The sequence below is a fragment of the Kocuria sp. SL71 genome, assembly GCF_026672465.1.
Classification (GTDB): Bacteria; Actinomycetota; Actinomycetes; order Actinomycetales; family Micrococcaceae; genus Kocuria; species Kocuria palustris.
Genome location: NZ_JAPPRE010000001.1, coordinates 2,765,138 through 2,783,771 on the forward strand (window position 1 = coordinate 2,765,138; position 18,634 = coordinate 2,783,771).

Annotated in this window: 18 protein-coding genes, 2 pseudogenes, 1 riboswitch and 1 other annotated feature; of the genes and pseudogenes, 15 read left to right on the plus strand and 5 right to left on the minus strand. The window is 63.7% G+C overall.

Annotation, left to right across the window (positions count from 1 at the left end; translation table 11 throughout):
- Positions 1-38: 38 nt before the first annotated feature.
- The 3 genes from OVA15_RS12610 to OVA15_RS12620 form a co-directional block, all read right to left on the minus strand.
- A complete protein-coding gene (locus OVA15_RS12610; RefSeq protein WP_268145385.1) occupies positions 39-371 on the minus strand; it encodes a hypothetical protein in 333 nt (110 codons plus the stop codon).
- Positions 371-2,101, minus strand: a complete 1,731-nt coding sequence (locus OVA15_RS12615; RefSeq protein ID WP_268145387.1) for a hypothetical protein — start codon at positions 2,099-2,101, stop codon at positions 371-373. The genes OVA15_RS12610 and OVA15_RS12615 overlap by 1 nt, the downstream gene beginning before the upstream one ends.
- A 108-nt stretch (positions 2,102-2,209) precedes the next feature.
- A complete protein-coding gene (locus tag OVA15_RS12620) occupies positions 2,210-3,046 on the minus strand; it encodes a tyrosine-type recombinase/integrase (RefSeq protein WP_268145389.1) in 837 nt (278 codons plus the stop codon).
- A gap of 90 nt (positions 3,047-3,136) precedes the next feature.
- On the opposite strand from OVA15_RS12620, the gene OVA15_RS12625 reads away from it, so the two are divergent.
- Positions 3,137-3,721: a hypothetical protein gene (locus OVA15_RS12625; protein ID WP_268145391.1), complete on the plus strand. Its 585-nt coding sequence runs from the start codon at positions 3,137-3,139 to the stop codon at positions 3,719-3,721.
- A gap of 1,545 nt (positions 3,722-5,266) precedes the next feature.
- On the opposite strand, the gene OVA15_RS12630 is transcribed toward OVA15_RS12625, so the two are convergent.
- Positions 5,267-6,115 carry a LysR family transcriptional regulator gene (locus OVA15_RS12630; protein ID WP_268145393.1) on the minus strand — a complete coding sequence of 283 codons (849 nt, stop codon included), beginning with the start codon at positions 6,113-6,115 and terminating at the stop codon, positions 5,267-5,269.
- 147 nt (positions 6,116-6,262) lie between these two features.
- On the opposite strand from OVA15_RS12630, the gene OVA15_RS12635 reads away from it, so the two are divergent.
- On the plus strand, positions 6,263-7,189 hold the full coding sequence (locus tag OVA15_RS12635; RefSeq protein ID WP_268145395.1) for a DMT family transporter: 927 nt from the start codon (positions 6,263-6,265) through the stop codon (positions 7,187-7,189).
- Positions 7,190-7,845: 656 nt separating this feature from the next.
- On the opposite strand, the gene OVA15_RS12640 is transcribed toward OVA15_RS12635, so the two are convergent.
- On the minus strand, positions 7,846-8,163 hold the full coding sequence (locus OVA15_RS12640; protein ID WP_268145397.1) for a helix-turn-helix domain-containing protein: 318 nt from the start codon (positions 8,161-8,163) through the stop codon (positions 7,846-7,848).
- A 111-nt stretch (positions 8,164-8,274) separates the two neighbouring features.
- Here OVA15_RS12640 and OVA15_RS12645 point away from each other — a divergent pair, with 111 nt between their 5' ends.
- The 13 genes and pseudogenes from OVA15_RS12645 to OVA15_RS12700 all read left to right on the plus strand — a co-directional run.
- On the plus strand, positions 8,275-8,502 hold the full coding sequence (locus OVA15_RS12645; protein WP_268145399.1) for a helix-turn-helix domain-containing protein: 228 nt from the start codon (positions 8,275-8,277) through the stop codon (positions 8,500-8,502).
- Positions 8,499-9,368: a hypothetical protein gene (locus tag OVA15_RS12650; protein ID WP_268145401.1), complete on the plus strand. Its 870-nt coding sequence runs from the start codon at positions 8,499-8,501 to the stop codon at positions 9,366-9,368. The genes OVA15_RS12645 and OVA15_RS12650 overlap by 4 nt, the downstream gene beginning before the upstream one ends.
- Before the next feature lie 136 nt (positions 9,369-9,504).
- A protein-coding gene (locus OVA15_RS12655; protein WP_442786738.1) for an IS3 family transposase occupies positions 9,505-10,670 on the plus strand; the annotation gives its coding sequence in 2 pieces (ribosomal slippage) (positions 9,505-9,774 and positions 9,777-10,670; 1,164 coding nt in all).
- Positions 10,671-10,703: 33 nt separating this feature from the next.
- Positions 10,704-11,525, plus strand: a pseudogene (locus OVA15_RS12660) (IS110 family transposase); the annotation flags it as partial.
- A 260-nt stretch (positions 11,526-11,785) separates the two neighbouring features.
- The gene (locus OVA15_RS13500; RefSeq protein ID WP_442786755.1) at positions 11,786-12,175 is read left to right on the plus strand and encodes an SDR family NAD(P)-dependent oxidoreductase; all 390 of its coding nucleotides are present in this window, start codon (positions 11,786-11,788) and stop codon (positions 12,173-12,175) included.
- Positions 12,176-12,257: 82 nt separating this feature from the next.
- Positions 12,258-12,374: riboswitch (TPP riboswitch) on the plus strand.
- Between the two features lie 34 nt (positions 12,375-12,408).
- A complete protein-coding gene (locus OVA15_RS12665) occupies positions 12,409-12,879 on the plus strand; it encodes an NUDIX hydrolase (RefSeq protein ID WP_259895877.1) in 471 nt (156 codons plus the stop codon).
- A complete protein-coding gene (thiD, locus tag OVA15_RS12670) occupies positions 12,876-13,685 on the plus strand; it encodes a bifunctional hydroxymethylpyrimidine kinase/phosphomethylpyrimidine kinase (protein ID WP_239358774.1) in 810 nt (269 codons plus the stop codon). The genes OVA15_RS12665 and thiD overlap by 4 nt, the downstream gene beginning before the upstream one ends.
- Before the next feature lie 73 nt (positions 13,686-13,758).
- On the plus strand, positions 13,759-14,163 hold the full coding sequence (locus tag OVA15_RS12675) for a nucleoside 2-deoxyribosyltransferase (RefSeq protein ID WP_268145405.1): 405 nt from the start codon (positions 13,759-13,761) through the stop codon (positions 14,161-14,163).
- Between the two features lie 55 nt (positions 14,164-14,218).
- Entirely contained in the window at positions 14,219-15,226 is a 1,008-nt protein-coding gene (locus OVA15_RS12680; protein WP_239358776.1) for a thymidylate synthase, read from the plus strand.
- Positions 15,181-15,978: a class I SAM-dependent methyltransferase gene (locus OVA15_RS12685; RefSeq protein WP_259901423.1), complete on the plus strand. Its 798-nt coding sequence runs from the start codon at positions 15,181-15,183 to the stop codon at positions 15,976-15,978. Before OVA15_RS12680 ends, OVA15_RS12685 begins: the two co-directional genes overlap by 46 nt.
- A complete protein-coding gene (locus tag OVA15_RS12690) occupies positions 15,979-16,419 on the plus strand; it encodes an NUDIX hydrolase (protein ID WP_268145408.1) in 441 nt (146 codons plus the stop codon).
- A 70-nt stretch (positions 16,420-16,489) separates the two neighbouring features.
- The gene (locus OVA15_RS12695; protein WP_268145410.1) at positions 16,490-17,647 is read left to right on the plus strand and encodes an IS30 family transposase; all 1,158 of its coding nucleotides are present in this window, start codon (positions 16,490-16,492) and stop codon (positions 17,645-17,647) included.
- Between the two features lie 25 nt (positions 17,648-17,672).
- Positions 17,673-17,780: a sequence feature (AL1L pseudoknot), on the plus strand.
- Positions 17,673-18,626: pseudogene (locus OVA15_RS12700) on the plus strand (IS3 family transposase); the annotation flags it as partial. (Overlaps the previous feature by 108 nt.)
- Between the last annotated feature and the right edge of the window lie 8 nt (positions 18,627-18,634).

The window sequence follows — 18,634 nt, forward strand, 5'->3', positions numbered from 1 at the left end:
CCGCGCTGGGGGCTGTGGAAGTCGGATCGGGGTCACGGTCACTGGTCTTCTCCTTCGACGTACATCAGGGCTTCATGGAGGACGTGTCGCGCGTCCGGCCTCATGGGCTTCGTACGCCACGTGCCGTCGGGGGAGTCGTAGACGAGCCAGTAGTTCCCCGCGAGGTCTTGGTCGGGGTCAACCCGTCTACTGCTGAAGATGCGCGTCGGCCAGTCGGGTTCATGGGTTGTGTTTTCGAGGACGGGATCAGAGTGGGGGCCTGCATGTCGCGGAGGCAGCGCGCAGACGAAAGTCTCAGTCGTGTCCATGCGGTCGCAGGTGGGACCGTCGTCGACATATCCCAGCCACTGTTTCCGTCGGCGAAGTCTCATCAGTCATCTCCTTCGGTTTCGGAGTCAGGTGCGAAGGCGGCAAGGGTGCCGCGGTGGTCGACGACGATGTCGCCGGAGTCGGTGAGGCCGAGCAGATCCTCGGCGGTCGACGGTGCCGGAAGGGTCTGGCCGTCGGGGGAGATGAGCACGGAGGTTCCATCGGTCTGCTGAGCGATCCATCCGCCTGGAACCGCGACGATGGCGCGGTTGCTCGTGGACAGGTCGGAGACAGGGGAACCGATTTCTGCGGTGCTGAGGTTGATCGGGGTCGTGCCGGCAAGCAGCTGCTTGCCGTCGACGGAGGGGACCACGCTCATGCTGTTCCCCACGCTGGGGAGGTCGTGGGTCTCCACGATCTTTCCGGTTTCCGCGTCATGGATCGCCAGCACGCCGCCGGAGCCGTCCTCGGACCAGATGACGGCTGCGAAGTCGTCAGTCGCCCCGAGCCACTGCGAGATCGTGGCGTCGTCGGAGGGGCCGATCAGGCGGGTCGAGGACACCTCCTCACCGTCCGTGTCGGCGTGGACGAGGGAGCCGCCTTCAGCGCTGGAGGCCCACAGGAACCCCGCATTGTGGGCCGGGGCGATCGGAGAGGCGGATGAGCCCGGGGACTTGTGGGTCTGGAACCCGTCGGCGGTCACGACCTGGATCTCGTCGGGGCGGACATCGTCGCGCTGGGGAACGGTGAAGGCGGTGCTGCCGCGCACGACCAGGCGGTCCTCCTTGCCGATCTCGTTGTCGACGAGTCCGTGGCCCTTGGACCACGTCATGACTCGTCCCTCAGCCGGCAGCAGCAGTCCCCCGTCGTTCAGGGAGTAGAGGTTGCCGTCGAGGGCGGCTGGAAGGGTGACGGAGTCGGTGGGGTCACCGTTGTCGGTGCGGACGATGTCGAGAGTCCGGCCTGAGACAGCGCCGATGTGCTCACCGTCCGACGTCATTCCTGTGCTCTGATCCGTCGCACCAACGACTTCCCACGTCGAGGTGCCAGAGAACCCGGCTGGAGAGATCGCCTGATTCTGGATCGGAGCCGGCGACGACGATTCCTCGGTCGGTGTCGCCGAGTCCTCGGGCTCCTGCGACTCGGGCGCGCTGTTGGGCTGAGGGTCATCGTTCGAGAACATGGCGTTGGCGCCGAGACCGAGGCCGGCGAGCACGAGCACGGCGGCAGCGCTGCTTGCGAGCACCAGACGTCGACGCTTCTTGCGCGTGGCCTGGGCTGCGTTCTCGTCGTCATCGACGAGGTCGTCCATGAGGTCGTCGGGGTTCTCGGTGTCCGCGTCGACGGCCTGCTGGGCGACGATGTCCTCCGTCGGCGTGGGGTCGATCGACTTGGCATCGTCGTGATCGGTGCCGATGGTCTGGAGGATGATCTCGACGTTGCCGGCACGAGCGGCAGCCTCGGCCTGGCTGAGCGCGACTGCCAGGGTCGAGACCTCGCGATCGTCGGGTCCGTCGTCGAGGGGGACGGTCATGGTCCACGGCGAGAGCATCAGCCGGAAGTCGGCGGGCTCGGTGGGAGTGCTGTCCAGCAGCGTCCTGGACCCGTCCGGGCGCAACTCCCAGACACGCAGCGTCTCGGAGCCGTCCACGACGGCGATGGTCGCGGGCCGATCGGTGGCGCGGGTGTGCTGCGCGATCGAGGACCAGACGTCGTCGATGCGTTGCTGTGGCATCCGCCGGTCGCCGACGCTGAGAGTCAGCGTGGGCGTGAGCGTGATGGTGGTCGTCACAGGATCCCCCCTGAAGCGAATGACTGAGGACGTCTGCGCCCTCGCCACGCCATCGGTGATGAGCCAGGCGGCGTAGTGCAGCAGCGAGGGGGGTGATCGCTGGGCCGGTCAGATGTCGAGTCCAGCGAGCCCATCGACGGCTGCGGTGAGCGCATCTCGATCGACGCCGACATAGACCTGAGTCGTGGCGACGGAGGCATGGCCCAGCAGCTGCTGGACGGCCAGGAGGTCCTTCGAGGAGCGGTAGACCTCGGTGGCGAAGCGATGCCGCAGCGTGTGCGCTGTCCAGCCGGGGCCGAGGAGTCGCGAGATGCGCTTGCCGATGAAGTCAGGGTGGACGTGGCCGGTGAAGCGACCGGGGAAGGCCCAGCCCCCGCGCTCTGCGAGTCGATGGAGCGGTTCGGCCAGCATCTGGTGGATGGGCACGATGCGCTGTGCTCCGCCCTTGCCGGTGACGAACAGGAAGCCGTGCTCGATGTCGGAAGCGTGGACGGTGGCGATCTCTGTTCGGCGCAGGCCACCGAAGGAGGCCAGCAGGAGCATGAGGCGGTCGCGGTCGGTCTCTGCCGAGTCGAGGGCGCCGGCGAGAACTTGGATGGGTGCGGGGCGCGGGACAGGCCGTGGGACTTGGATGCTGAGCAGCAGTTCGGAGGGGTCGTCATCGCGGAGTCCAGCGACTCGGGCCCAGTGGAAGAAGCGCTTAAGGGCCGCTCGGCATGACCGGCGGGTGTTCGGGGACCAATCGTGACTGGCGCTCCAGGAGAGGATCGTCTCGGCGTCGACCGTGTGGGGCTCTGCTGGCGCACAGTCGATTGCGAGCTTCGTGATCCACCAGCAGCGGAGCTGGACGGTGCCGGAGCTTCGTCCGGCTGCGGTGAGCCAGGTGGAGAAGCGCTGCACGGCGTGTTGCCAGGAGGGGGAGATTGGGGGGTGGGGGGTCGACATCTGTTCAGTGTCGACCCGGTCGTCAGGTCTCCTGGGGATCGTCTGGCGTGGTGGACAAGCGGAGATGCGGCATCGTGCCACGCTGGGCGGGTGAATATCGCCACCCTTGTCGTTTCGCTCGTCGCCTTGTTGATCGCGTACCTAGCGCTGCGGCATGAACGGACTGCATCGACAGCCCATGGAATGTTCTTCACGGTGAGGCCGATCCCCGGGATAAGGAGGGAGGAGGATCGCATAGTCACCGATATAGCTGGATGGCACGTCACTATAGAGATGGTCGGTCCCGTTTCCGCCATCCAAGCTCAGCCGGTCGTATTCGTCGAAGGCGATAGCAGCCTCGTAAAGTCCGTCACGGACCGGAAGCTCGTGCCGGTGTGGAGCCCCGGGGACGAGAATCTAGAAGTGACCATCGTCCGGACCAGCGGATCTGCGATGCCTGATGAGGTCTGGGTAGGCGTCACTTGGGCTGAACCGGTTCCATACGGCAGGGGTCTCATTTCGCGGGTGCGCCGGTGGCCCGTGCGCGTGAATGGACAGGGGGCCTCCGAGGTGAGGAGCCAGAGGTGGAGCCACTGGGGCAGGGGACGATGGAAGGTCTACCGCCGTCCGTTCTGGCAACCAGCACCTACGAACCGCTGGGAAGACGAACTGGAGATCCTGCCTCTCCGGAAGTGAGTGGAGTTCATACCCTGGACGGCCTCGGAACACAAGGGATCGCTGCGGCCCTGCCATGACACTCGGGCGGCGCTGAAAGTACAAGGCTGCGACTGCCTGGGGCGGAACTGATAATTCATGGGTCGTGGGTTCGATCCCCACAGGGCCCACTCCTTGATGTCTCGGTACATCAGGCGTGCTCCAGATTGCGGGGCGATAAGGTCGCCACAGTAACTTTACCCGCGTAGCGTACCGGGCCAGATTGACACCCTCAACGGGATCGAAAACTGATGAATATACGTGGTTTGTTTCGTTGATCGCGAGCGATTGCTTACTCTGTGTGAATTATGGGGCGATGGTCCTCGGTGTCGCCATGTGTTCGATCGTTCGCAAGTGAGAACCGCGCGGAGCTGAAGCCCCGGATCGGGTTCTACTGGGCGTTGGCTGCGGGTTGCGGAACCTAAGCTAGCCACTTCTGCCCTACAATGTACGCATGAATGATCAACTGGTCCCATCCGTGTTGGACAAATACAGAATTCGAGATGAAGGAAAGTGTTGGATCTGTGGCGCCCCTGCTACAACTTCTGAGCATAAGTATAAGCATAGTGATTTGCGTCGCATCCGAGGTTCGTCTAAGGAGGATGGTGTTTATCGGGTTGCCAAGGTTGGATATACCGGAGAGCTGCGATCGCTAAAGAAAGGTCATGCAGTCCTCTGGAGCAGGTGCTTGTGCGCGAAATGCAATAATCAGCGAAGTCAACCGTTTGATCGTAGCTACGATCAATTTGTCGACTATATTTCAGTCAACTGGGAGGGGTTGATGAAGGCTCGGCGCCTTAAGTGGCGTCATGTCTACGGGGATGACTGGGGGGCGAAAGCTAAGAACCTATCAAAATACCTAGTCAAGCAATTTGGTTGCATGCTACGAACCGATAACCTCCCTGTTCCGCCGGAGGCACCTCGATTTTTAAATGATGGCGATATTGGTGATTTGACGGTTAGCATGTTTGTGGATGATGAATTACTCGACGCTAGAGATCGGGCGATGCATTCGATGGGTGACGATGTTTGGCTCCGGAATTACGTCGGCCTACCCGAGACATCTGCTCTGCATGATGGCAGGAACCTTACTGGTGCTGAGTACCGGCTCCAGCTCGGATATATTCTACTATGTGTTAAATGGGTCAAAGGCGAAAGATTTCCTTCGATTCACGAGCGAGCGACGTTTCGAATTCGGCACCTCGAGGCAGATGGGCGAACTGCTGGATCGGAGGAGAGCGGTTCAGCGTCATGATTCGTGCAGATGGGGACGCGCAGGGACCGCCTGCGCCCGGCCGGCTGTCGGTTGTAGCTGCGCACAATGGGCTTGAACTGATAATCCATGGGTCGTGGGTTCGATCCCCACAGGGCCCACATATTCACTGAAGGAATCACGATGGATATAGCGTGGCAGGGAATCATCATATTCAATGGATCCTGTTGATGGGCGCGCGCCGGGTCTTGTCGCGCGATGCGACAGGCCCGCCGCTCCTCAGTCACTGACGGCTTGACGAGTGGTCTAGCTCGTCACGCACATTCTTTTGCAAGAGCGATGAAATCTTGAACCATGGTGCGCCGATCCTCTCGCCGCCACGCCAGGCATACCGGGATGTCGGGCAGGTCATTGGATGGACGGGCCACGATGCGCGGGTGGGCGTAATAGCTCATCGTAGATTCCGGCGTCACGCCGAATCGTTGTTGGTGTGAAGCGATGGCCACAATCCATTCATCCACGCCGTGGACTTCTGTCACCTGCGGCTGGGGCGGGTCACCCACCCAGAGCTCTCCTGTCGTCCCGCTGTCGACGTTGACTACAGCCTCCAGGTCCTGCAATTGGGATCTTTCGATGCTGGACAGGCTGATCAGCGGGGAGTCGACGGGTAATACGACGACTCTGTTCTCCACGTAGAGCGTGCATGACGACAGCATCGGGGAGTCAACGGCCCCTCGGATCAGGGCCAGGTCGACTGCCCCCGATTCCAGCGACCGTCGGGGATCGTCGTGCTGACGAAGCCGGCAGCGCCCGTGGGGGAGATTCTGATGCCATCGGCGCACTGCGTCCGTCAAGGTCGATTCCAGTCCGCCCCAGGCGTAGGCCAGCGTCAGTTCCCGCTGTTGCCACCGATCGGGGTCCACGAGAGCATCGAACGAGGCCAGTGTCTGGAGTGCGTGCGCAACGAACGCCTCACCGGTTGGCGTCAACTTCGACCCCCTCGCAGAGCGCTCTATGACAGCGACACCGATGTTGCGCTCAATCTCGTCCAGCAGGCGTGAGGCTGTGGGCTGCGTGATCCCCAGCTCCGATGCGGCTCGGCTCAGAGAGCTGACGCTGCGCATGAGCACGGCCAGCCGCAGGTGTCGAATCTGAAGGGTCATGCACTGATGGTATAAGAGTGCTGATGGAAAGGCCTACCGGATGCTAAGCCCAAGGTGGAACTGTTGCTGGCGCAGGTGCAACTAGATATCCACACGGGAGTTCACTTATGCGTTTACATATCCTGACGAAGCTCGATTCTGATATTCATGCAAAGTAGAATCTGCAGGCCGCAGCGGCAACTGACATCCGGCAACGCCGTCGCGCTGGGCGGTTTTCTGATCCTGTGGTCCAGCGGTGCTGTCGCCACAGCTGTTGGGCTCGAGCACATGGCTCCCTCGGCATTCTTGCTGCTGCGCACCACGGTCACCGCTGTCTGTGCCTGGCTGCTTTGGCCGGCCCTGCGAGGAGCCCTGCCGCGCACTGCCCGAGCTTGGGCAGCGGTGGTGGGTACGGGAGTGTTCATGCAGATGCTCTATCAGGGGCTGTTCTTCCTGTCCTTGGATGCCGGCATCGCCCCGGGACTGCTGGCGCTGATCGTGGCGTGCCAGCCGCTGGTCACCGCGATCCTCACCCGCCAAAGCGGATGGCTGAGCTGGATGGGAATCGTGCTGGGTTTCACGGGCTTGTTGCTGGCGTGCAGTCCGGAGCTGCGCGCCGGCTCTTCCACCACGCTTGGTGTCATGGCTGCCGCTGGGGCCCTGGCGGCGCTGACGGCCGCGGTGCTTATCCAGACCCACGTCACGGACGTGGGCGTGGTCCCTGGTCTGGCCCTCCAAGCCACGATGGCCGTGCCCGTGTTCGTCGTGATCTGCATGATCTTGCGCGTACCGGTCCCGGAGGCCCAGGTAGGGGTTGTGCTCCCGGTGGTGTGGATGGGGGTCGTGGTCGGAGTGCTTGCAACCGGGGCGCTGTACTGGTTGGTGCGCAGCATGGATGTGGTGCTGGTGACCAGTGTGCAGTTCCTGGTCCCGGCTGCAACCGCGTTGCTGGACTTCCTTGTCCGGGGCCAACCCCTGGCCCCGATCACCTTGATCGGGATGGGCCTGGTGATCCTCGCACTGTTCGTCTTCGACCGAGGCCGCAGGAGTCGTGCATCCACAACCGGGTCAGGAAAGACGGAGCAGACATCCTGAGATCCACGCGTCCGTCGCGCTTGAGAATGGACTCAACTGCAGCGCCCCAGGGTCTGCTGGCGCACGGTCTTGAGCGAGTTCCGATACCCGCCGGAAGCGTCACTGAAGGCTGCCCGAGACCCGGTTTCGAGCAGGCTCTAAGTAGCTGCATTCGCGCGAAGTGGGGCCTTCGGTGCGGGTGAAGGGCAGCTGGTAGCGGTCTGAGCCTGTCGGGCCCGGTCTGATAATCCATGGGTCGTGGGTTCGATCCCCACAGGGCCCACTCCTGTGATGTCTCAGTACATCGGAAACACCCCGAACCCCCGGTTCGGGGTGCTTTTCCTTGCTCCCGGCCGCTCCCTCCCAGGCCAGGCCTCGGTGTAATTCCGGCCGCTGCCCATCGGGCGGTGGGTGCCTCGCGACGCCGCTCGAATGCCGTCACTTCCCGTGGGTCCAGGCGTGGGGTCGCCTTGCTTTCACCGGCTGACCGGGCGCGATTCGATGCCTCGGCGGCCAAGCGCATCGACGGTGCTAGGCAGCGCGCAGGTTGCATGTGAGGCCTCCGCAGGCCCTGACGAGCTGCCTGAAGGCCTCGTGGACGGCGGCGGGTCATGTCTCATCGTGGGTCCGGTGGTGTTGCCGGGGTATTGAGACATGTGGTGACGAGGTATTGAGACTCAACACCACAGGGCCCACTCCTTCCCTTCAGCCCCTGCGGTGACCATGTCGCCGCGGGGGCTTCTCCGTGCCTGGAGCAACTCCGGTCCCAGCAGGTCCGCCAATGAGATGTCGAGCCAAGCGGCGATCTCGACAAGCTCGGAGATCGAGAACTCCCTACTGCCGTTCAGCCGGACGCTGACCGCGCTCTTGGCGATCCCCATGTGACGAGCGAGGTCGCTTTGGGTGCGGCGCCTGCGCCCGAGCCATGCGCGGACTTCATCGCTGACGTGGTGGGCGACGGGATTGTCGCGCTGGTCCTGCGGCCTCGTAGTCATGGCGGGATTGTATCGCGGTGCGTGGCCAAGGTGCGCTCCAGGCGACACGAAGTTCTCGAAACAAGATAGATGATCTTGACATAGGGTTCTCAAATCGAGCACGATGATCGCATGACGAAGCAGAAGCAGCTCGCGCTCCAGATCCGATCCCGGCTGGCGCTGCGCGACATGACTCAGAAGCAGCTCGGTAAGGCGCTCGGGCTCGGTCATGCAGCCCTCTCGGCGCGCATGAACGGGCACAAGGACTTCACGTTCACAGAGCTGATGAAGACGGCGGAGGTGCTCGGGGTCTCGCTCCGGGATCTGCTGCCGGCAGACGAGAAGGAGGCGCATCGATGAGCACGACGACGATGACGACGAACCCGCAGCCACTGAACGAGGCGGATGCGCGCGAGCTGACGAACCAGATCGCAGAAGGACTGGCTGATGTCCACGCGCTGATCGTGCAGGCCTGGGAGGGCCGCGTGTGGGAGCCGCTGGGCTACGAGACGTGGGACGCCTGGATCGATGCGAACTTCCGTGGGCTCCAGCTGCGTCCGCCGCGTGAGCAGCGCGACGAGGTCATTCAGTCCATGCGCGAAGCCGGCATGAGCATGCGGGCGATCTCGCAGGCCACGGATCTGTCGTACAGCACGGTGCAGCGTGTCGCGCCGGCAGGTGACCCAAATGGGTCACCTGAGGAGTCCTCGAACGTCGTGGGTCTGGATGGCAAGTCCTACAAGAAGCCCAAGAAGTCGGTTCCGATGGCGGAGCACGCTGCCGAGTTCGCCGACGTCTCCCTGGACGGGCTCGGGATCCCGATGGTCGATCCCGCAAACCTGCCTGGCGCGGATGCCGATCAGGTGCTCTCCGGGGACGTCTTGGACCCGGAGCCGGACTCCGGTGAGGAGTCGGAGCCGGCGGAGTCTGCCTGGTGGGAGGAGCCGCGACAGGCGCTGCTCGAGGCGGAGTCCCGGTGCGCGGCACTGCTGAAGCAGCGCAAGGCGGAGCCGCGCTTGACTGAGGATCCGCAGGATCCGGGGCCGTCTCAGCTGACGATGGCCGCAGCTCGGACCGTACTGGCAGTCGGCGGCGTGACCGTCGATCTCGGGGTCGAAGACCTCGACGGAGAGTCGCAGGAAGCGCTGCGGAAGGTGCTCTCGACGGTGATGACGTCGCTGGACGGCGTGATCGGTGATCTGGATGAGGCCGAGGATGACAGCTGAGCGCACAGAAAACGATGCGCGCCCGGCGGCATTCGGACGCGCATCACATCAGCTGAAGACGCCTCAAGGGACTGCCGCACGGATAGGTGACATCTGATCTGGCTTGCCCACTGGGCGGCCTGGAAGGATGTGCACCATGCCCGCTCCCTACCCCCAGGAGTTCCGCGAAGACGTCGTGCGAGTGGCCCGGTCCCGTGAAGACGGCATCACCATCGCGCAGAACGCGAAGGACTTCGGAGTCCACGAGATGACGCAGCACAAATGGATCCGCCAAGCCGACATCGACGACGGCAACCGCCCCGGCAGGACCCGGGAGGAATCGACCGAGCTGCGCGAGGCCCGCAAGCAGATCCGGCTGCTCCAGCAGAAGAACGAGGTCCTGCGCCGTGCCGCGGCCTACCTGTCCTAGGCGAACCTGCCGGGAAACGGTTCTACCCGCTCGTGAGTGAGCTCGCCGCTGACGGGATCCCCGTCGCGGTGTCCCTGCGGGTCCTGAAGCTCTCCCGCCAGCCCTACTACCGCTGGCGAAGCCAGCAGGTCACCCAGGCCGAGCTGATCGAGGCATACCACGCCAACGCCCTGGTGGACGCCCATCGCGACGACCCCGAGTACGGCTATCGGTTCCTGGTCGACGAGGCCGCCGAGGCCGGCGAGGTGATGTGCGAGCGGACCGCGTGGAAGATCTGCGGGGACAACCAGTGGTGGTCGGTGTTCGGGAAGAAGCGCGGCAAGAACGGAAAGCGTCCCGGGCCGCCGGTCCACGACGATCTCGTGAAGCGGGACTTCTCCGCCGATGACGTCAACGAACTGTGGCTGACCGACATCACAGAGCACTGGACCGACGAGGGAAAGCTCTACCTCTGCGCCATCAAGGACGTGTTCTCAGCCCGGATCGTCGGCTACTCGATCAGCGACCGTATGAAGGCACGACTGGCGGTGAACGCCCTGGACAACGCCGCTTCCCGCCGCGGTGACGTCGCTGGCTGCATCGTGCATTCGGACCGAGGATCCCAGTTCCGGTCACGCAAATTCGTGCAGACGTTGAACCGTCATCACCTCATCGGGTCGATGGGGAAAGTCGGTGCCGCTGGGGACAACGCCGCGATGGAGTCCTTCTTCGCCCTGCTGCAGAAGAACGTCCTGGACCGGAAGCGGTGGCGGACCCGCGACGAGCTCCGGATCGCCATCATCACCTGGATCGAACGCAAGTATCACCGCCGCCGTCGACAGGCCCGTCTGGGTCGATTGACCCCCATCGAATACGAGACCATCATGAACCCCGCCGTGAGCCTCGCGGCCTGACACCCCAACTGTCACCTATTCGTGCGGCAGTCCCTTGCTGATGAGAACGTCGCCGAGTTGTCGATGTTGTGCGGCTATGACGATGACCTGACGAAACAGGCCACGGCGACGTCGAATCGGATCCGGGGCCTGCTGACTCAGATCCACCCCGGACTGGAGACCGTCATCGGTCCGCACCTGGACCATCCGGCGATGCTGGCTCTATTGGCGAAGTACCCGACGCCCAAAGTCTTGCGTCATGCCGGGAAGCACCGAGTCGAGACGCTGCTGCGCAAGCAGGCACCGTGGGCGTGGAAGCGGTGGGCGACCGCGATCTTCACCGCACTCGACGGGCAGACGGTGGTGGTATCAGGTACCGACGCCGCCGGCCTCGTCCTGCCCCAGCTGGCCGCGTCGTTGGCGCAGACACGATCGTCGCGGGATGAGGTACTGGTGCGCATCGAGGAATTGGTCGAGGCGCATCCGCTTTTCGAACTCCTGACGTCGATGCCGGCAGTCGGCGTCAGGACTGCTGCGAGGATCCTGACTGAGATCGTGGGTAAGGACTTCGAATCAGCCGGACACCTCGCATCGTATGCCGGACTGGCACCGGTGACATGGCGATCGGGAACCTCGATCCGAGCAGATCACTCGTCCCGGCGGGGGAACAAGATCCTCAAACGAGCGTTGTTCCTATCCGCGTTCGCGGCGTTGAAAGACCCGCTGTCGAGGGCGTATTACGACAAGAAACGGGCCGAACATAAGAAGCACAACCAAGCCCTGATCGCGTTAGCGCGCAGGCGCTGCAACGTGCTGTATGCGATGCTGCGCGACGGCTCCTACTTCCATACACCCGAGGTGGCGACCGCCGCCTGAACCGAACCGTAGCGGAGTACCAGATCAGTCCGGGAGCTGGTTCCCAGACCGATCATCCCTGCCTTTCGACTCCTACCGAATATTCTTGAAGAATCTGGCGGCTACCCCTTGACTTAAAACATAGGGGCACCCCCCCAGACCAGCACGGGGATGAATGCGGCCCGAACTATGTCGATCGTGAGGTTGGCCTGGACGACGTCGCGGACGATGGCGCGGTCGCGTCATTAGTGTCGTCAAGGAGAGTGGTCCTGGTAGCGAAGGTGTGGTTCATCACGGGGGCGTCCAGAGATCTCGGCAGGATGTGGGCAGAAACTGCCCTGGAGCGAGGAGACAGCGTCGCGGTGACGGCGCGGGGAGTGGAGCCCCTGGCGGAGCTCGCCGATCGGTTCGGGGAGCGTGTGTTCGTGCGTGCTCTGGACGTGAGGGACCGGAAGGACGTGTTTGCCGCCGTCGCAGAGGTGCGCGAGCGCTTCGGCCGGATTGACATTGCAGTCGGCACGCGGGCTACAGCTACACCGGAGCGATCGAAGAGCTCGACTTCGACGAGGCCAAGGCGAACTTCGACACCAACGTCTTCGGCGCGCCCTGGTTCATGCAGGCAGCGGTGCCGGTCCTGCGGGAGCAGGGCGACGGACACATCACTGGGATAGGTGCGCAGGCGATCCCAACACCAGCCCCCGGCAGCGGCCTATCCGCGCCGGGTGTATCTGTGACGGCGTTCTGGTAGACTCGGGTCGTACCGAGGGGTGTTCCGTCAAGGGGCTGAGATACCACTGGACGTTGTCAGCGTGGTGACCCTAGAACCTGATCCGGATCATGCCGGCGAAGGGACTGGTCTAGCAGGGCTTCTTTCCCTCGCTGGCCTCCACAATGGGAGGTCACAGTGTCTAATGCTGTCGTTCCTGACACTTCCTCATTTCACGCGTACCCAAGGGCTGCGGTCATTTCTGTCCTCATCAAAGACGACCATGTTCTTTTAGTGCGACGTGCGAACCCTCCCGATGCAGGATTCTGGGGTTTCCCGGGTGGGAAGATAGAATTCGAAGAAACAATCACCCGAGCCGCCGAACGCGAACTCCGTGAAGAAACCAGCATCATCGGTAAGGCCACCGGTGTCTTGACCTCCGTTGACGCGTTCAGCCAAGACGAAAACGGACCGTTGGACAGTCATTTCGTGCTCGTCGCCGTGCTCTGCCGGTGGCACTCGGGGCAACCCCACGCTGGCGACGATGCCCTCGAAGCGCGCTGGTTCGCCCTCGACGAAGTCGATGAAGCCCGGGTGACCCTGAGCAAGGATGTCGCGGAGGTCGCTCGGTACGCCGCCGCACAGCAGCAGAAGGAAGGGTGTTCATGACGATCTCCAACGTCCTATCCATCGCAGGAACCGACCCCACCGGTGGGGCAGGCATCCACGCCGATCTCAAAGCCTTCTCAGCGATTGGCACCTACGGCATGGCCGTGATCACCGCGGTCGTGGCGCAGAACACGCGCGGTGTGCGCTCGTTCATGCCCCTTGATCCGTCGTTCGTCGGTGAACAGATCGATGCGGTGTTCGACGATGTGCGTGTCGACGCGGTGAAGATCGGTATGGTCGCCAACGCCGCCATCACCGAAGTCATCGCCGATCGCCTGCACCACCACGAAGCCGAGACCGTGGTCCTGGATCCGGTGATGGTCGCCAAGAGCGGCGACAGGCTGCTGGACGACGATGCGGCGGCGGCCATCCGGGACACCCTCGTGCCGCTGGCCACGGTCATCACCCCGAATCTTCCCGAAGCCGCTGTGCTCCTCGATACCGAGGATGCCACCAATCTGCGGCAGATGGAGGACCAAGCCACCCAGTTGCGTGGACTGGGCTGTCAGTGGACGCTGCTCAAAGGCGGGCACCTCACGAACGAGACGGTCAGTGTCGACTACCTCGCCGGCCCCGACGGGGTCTCCACCTACTCGTCTCCCCGGGTCGAGACCCTCAACGACCACGGCACCGGTTGCACCTTGTCCTCGGCAATCACTGCGCTGCTGCCCGGCCACTCGGTGCCCGAAAGTGTGGACCAGGCGAAAACCTACCTGCAAGGCGCTCTGGTTGCCAGCGGTCGCCTCGACGTCGGCCAGGGGCATGGTCCTTTGCACCATTTCCACCAGTTCTGGCCGCGCGGGTAGGGATGTAGAACAGCCCCGCCTCGTTCCTCGCGTTCGGGGCCAACCACTTCGACTCATGAAAGGAGCCGTGACTATGACGCGAAAGATGTTTCTCGCAGGCCCGTTCAAAGCTCTCGTCGATGCCGACACCCATGTGATGGGCGATGCCGAGATCGACAAGTACACCTCGATCATCGACTTCTTCGAAGCCCAGGGGTGGGATGTGCACTGCGCCCACCGCAGAGAGGGCTGGGGTCGTGAGTTCATGGAACCCAGCGAGTGCACAAGCATCGACTACAGGGAGATCGCCGCCTGTGATGTCTTCGTCGCGTTCCCGGGTGCACCCGCGTCCCCGGGCACGCATATCGAGATCGGGTGGGCCTCAGCCTGGAAGAAGCCCATCGTCTTGCTCCTCGAAGAGGGAGCTGAGTACGCGTTCCTCGTCCGGGGCCTCCCAGCGGTCGCCTACGTTGAGATGATGACTATCGATCCCGAGTAGCCCACCGCGCCACGCATCCTCGCTACGATCGAGCGCGTGCAGGCAGGAGTCGTCAGTGAAGCCTGAGTATCCCGACCTCCACACGCTCTACCTGGATTCACTGCGACAGGTCTACACCGGGTTCGAATACCAGAACAGTCCCCGTGGGCAGGACGAACGCGAAATCATCGGCTTCACCGCGCGCCTGACCAACCCCGCCCGGCGATATTGCTTGGCGCGGTCGCGTCGGCAGAACATCATCTTCAACTACGCCGAAGCACTGTGGTATCTCTCGGGGAAGAACGACCTCGACTTCATCCGCACCTACGCGCCCTCGATGAGCCGGTACAGTCCCGACGGTCTCAGCCTGCCGGGCACGGGGTATGGTCCCAAACTGCTCAGAGACGTCGGCGGCGAGACCGCGATCGAACGAATCGTCAACATCCTCAACGACGATGACCCTGCGAGCAAACGTGCCGTCCTGCAGATCTTTGACGACTCCGAAGACATCTACCGCCGCAACATCGACGTCTCCTGCACGCTAGCTCTCCAGCTATTGCGCCGTGACGACCGTTTGCACATGGTCGCGTTCATGCGCGCCAATGACGCTTACATGGGACTGCTCAACGACACGTTCTCCTTCACGTTCGTCCAAGAATTCCTCGCCTCGATGCTGGGACTGGCTCCGGGCGTGTACATCCACAACGTCGGCTCGATCCACATCTACGAAAAAGACCTCACCAAGGTGGGCAGCCTCCTCGACGGCGATGAGCAGACGATCGTGGAGGAAGCCACCCTACTTCCACGGCTACCCTCGGGAGCGAGCCTGGACCAGGTGCACCAGGTATTGGACTTGGAGCAGTCGATCCGTGCAGACAGGCTCCCAGGCCGCGCACTGGCGGCGTCTGACCTTCCAGAAGCGTGGGTCGACATTGTCCGCCTGTTCTGGATCCACCGGCAGATCCAATGTCAGCGACCAGTCGACCCATCGATGATCGGCGACCTCCACCCCCTCCACCGGGAGCTGGTCGTGAATCGATGGCCCAGCATCGAAAACGCGAGCGTGAGGGCGGTGCAGCAGTGACGACATCATGGACGACTCCGGCAGTATCAGCAGGGTTCGATGCCTACGACGACTATGTCGAAACCCGACTCGCCTACACCCCGCTCGTGAACGACCTCCAGACCGCTTGCGGCCGAGAGGCGGTCGTGCTCGATTACGGGTGCGGCAGCGGAAAAGTCTCACGACGCCTCCTCGACGCCGGAGCCACAGCGCAGGTCATCGGTGTCGACATCAGCACCGACATGGTCGCGCTCGCCCGGTCGCAGACCCCGCAACCGACGGCACGATTCCACACCATCGACAGCGGCCACGTACCCTACCCTGACGCCACATTCGATGCGATCGTGTGCTGCTTCGTGTTCATCAACGTGCCCACACGCGAGGAACTGAGAGCTATCGCCCGCGAACTCGCCCGAGTGCTCACGCCGACCGGCACACTCTTCATCGTCGACAGCAACCCGGCGGCCACAGGAATACCGTTCCCGACCTTCCGCAGTGGCGAGCCCGGCAGACGCTACCGCGACGGAGACGAACGCAGGGTCAGCTTGCAGATCCCCGGCACCGGGGTCCTCGAGCTTGTCGACCGGCACTGGTTCATCAGCACCTACGAGGCGGTGCTGAACGAGGCCGGTTTCACAGTGGACCAGGTCACCGACCGCGGAGCACAATCGGTGGAGGACGTCGGCATGCAGTCGCCCATCGACCATCCACCGTTCATGCAGATCACAGCCCACCTCGCAGAGGTCTCCGAGCCCACGACCGGGGCTGGGTAGATGGCACGCGATCGTTCCTATCCGAAACCGGCGACACTGGCGGCAGTGGTCCGGGAAGGGCGAGTACTTCTCATCCGTCGGGCCAAGATGCCCGATGCTGGGCGCTGGGCATTCCCCGGGGGGAAGATCGAACCCGGCGAGACCGTGACCGTCGCGACCGTGCGCGAACTCGCCGAGGAAACAGGAGTGCACGCCACACCCGGGGATGTCTTCGATGCCGTCGACGTCATCGATGCCGACCACGATCTGCATTATGTTCTGATCGCGGTGCTCTGCCGATGGGAACGGGGGGAACCGATCTCGGGCGATGATGCGCTCGAGGCGGCGTGGTTCACTCTCGATGAAATGGATGCGATACCGGTGGCGCAAACATTCGACGTCCGCGCTATCGCCGAAACCGCACTCGAGCTGGAACGCGAGCAACAAGAGCGTCCAAAGTAAGGGCGGATTCAAGCGGTCAGTGCAACGAGTCCTGTGAGATGAGGCAGTCACTGATCACAGGAGGATCCGCATGCAGGGCAGGCACGGTCATCTCAGCCGGGAGCAGAAGCAGCTCGCGCTCAGGCTGCACGGGAAGGGCTGGCGGCTGGTCGACATCGCGAAGGAGATCAGCTGCAGCGCGCCGCTGGTCGGCATCATGGCCCGCACCGGCAGGCACCTTGACGCCAGGCCGTTTGGGTGGGAGCCACGTCAGGGCTGTCTGACGATCGACGAGCGCGAGCAGATCCTGCTCGGGATCAATCGCGGCGATACCTTCACCGCGATCGCAGAGCAGCTGGGGCGTGCGGTGTCGACCGTCAGCCGTGAGGTGAAGCGCGGTGGGGGTCGCTGCGGCTACTCGGCGTGGCGTGGTCATGAACGTGCCCGCGATCAGGCGCGTCGACCGAAGCCGTTCAAGCTTGCGTCGGGCCGGCTGCTCGAGGAGGTCGCCAGCCGGCTGGAGCAACTGTGGTCACCTGAGGAGATCGCAGCGCGCCTACGGTTGGATCACGCCGACGACCCGGAGATGCGCGTGAGCCACGAGACGATCTACCAGTCGCTGTTCGTGCAGGGCCGAGGCGAACTGCGCCGTGAGCTGGCGCGGTGCCTGCGGTCCGGAAGAGCGGCCCGCAAGCCCCGCGGAACCACGGACGGTCGCGGCCGCATCCCCGGCATGATCATGCTCAGCGAGCGCCCCGCAGAAGCCGACGACCGCGCCGTGCCAGGCCACTGGGAAGGAGATCTCATCCTCGGCGAGGGCAGCCGCAGCGCCATCGGCACGCTCGTTGAGCGCTCGACGCGAATGACACTGCTGCTGCACCTGCCCGACGGCAAGAGCGCCGAGCAGGTCGAGGCCGCGATGCGCGCCGCAATCAGCAAGCTGCCGTCCTCGTTGGTTCGAACGATCACCTGGGACCAAGGCGCGGAGATGTCCAAGCACGCCGCGTTCACCATCGCCACAGGAATCCCGATCTACTTCTGCGATCCCCACTCGCCCTGGCAGCGGGGGAGCAACGAGAACACCAACGGCCTGCTGCGCCAGTACCTGCCCAAAGGCACCGACCTGAGCGTCGTCAGCCGCGAGGAGTTGGACGCGATCCAGGACAGCCTCAACGGACGCCCCCGCAAGACGCTGGGCTATCTGACACCATCAGAGAAGCTCGCAGAGTTCCTTGCGCCCACCGCTTGAATGCGCCGATCCTCAAAGCCGCCTCAGCTTTTTTCGCCGCGGAACTCGACCGCCCCACGACGAGATGATCGCGTTCATCGACAAGCATCGCGATCGCTTCGGGGTCGAGGCCATCTGCCGCACGCTGGCTGCGACAGACTGTGGGTTCATCACCTCCCGCGCCTACCGGGCCTCTAAGACCAGGCCTGCCTCGACTCGAGCCGTGCGTGACGAGATCCTGGTGGAGGAGCTCCAGCGGATCCACGCGGAGAACTACTCGGTCTACGGGGTGCGGAAGATGTGGCACGCGATGCGCCACGCCAGGTGGAGCATCGGCCGCGATCAGGTCGCCCGCCTGATGAAACGGGCGGGGCTGCACGGCGCGCGGCGGGGCCGCAAGCCCGTGACCACCCGCCCCGCACACCAGGCGGATCATCGTCCAGATCTCGTAGAGCGCCAGTTCACCGCGGACGGCCCCAACCGCCTCTGGGTCGCAGACATCACCGACGTCCGGATTCTGGCCGGGTTCTGCTACCTCGCGTTCATCACCGACGTGTTCACCCGCCGAATCGCCGGCTGGGCGGTCTCGACCAGTCTGCACACTGACGCGTTGCCCTTACTGGCTCTCGAGCAGGCCCTCGCGGTCACCGGTGCTTCCCGCAGCCACGGCGGGCTGATCCACCACTCCGATCGCGGTTCTCAGTACGTGTCGTTGGCCTACACCGACGCGCTCGTGACCGCGGGAGTGACCGCGTCGGTCGGCACCGTCGGAGACTCCTACGACAACGCTCTCGCAGAGACCGTCAACGGGCTCTACAAGACCGAGCTGATCTACTCCCGGCCCGTCTGGGAGACGGCCAGCACGGTCGAACTCGCCACGATGGGCTGGGTCAACTGGTGGAACACCCAGCGCCTTCACGAGGCCCTCGACTACCGCACCCCCGCAGACGTCGAGGCCGCCTACACTCACCCCACGACGACCGCACCCGCGACCGTCTGACCACGGAC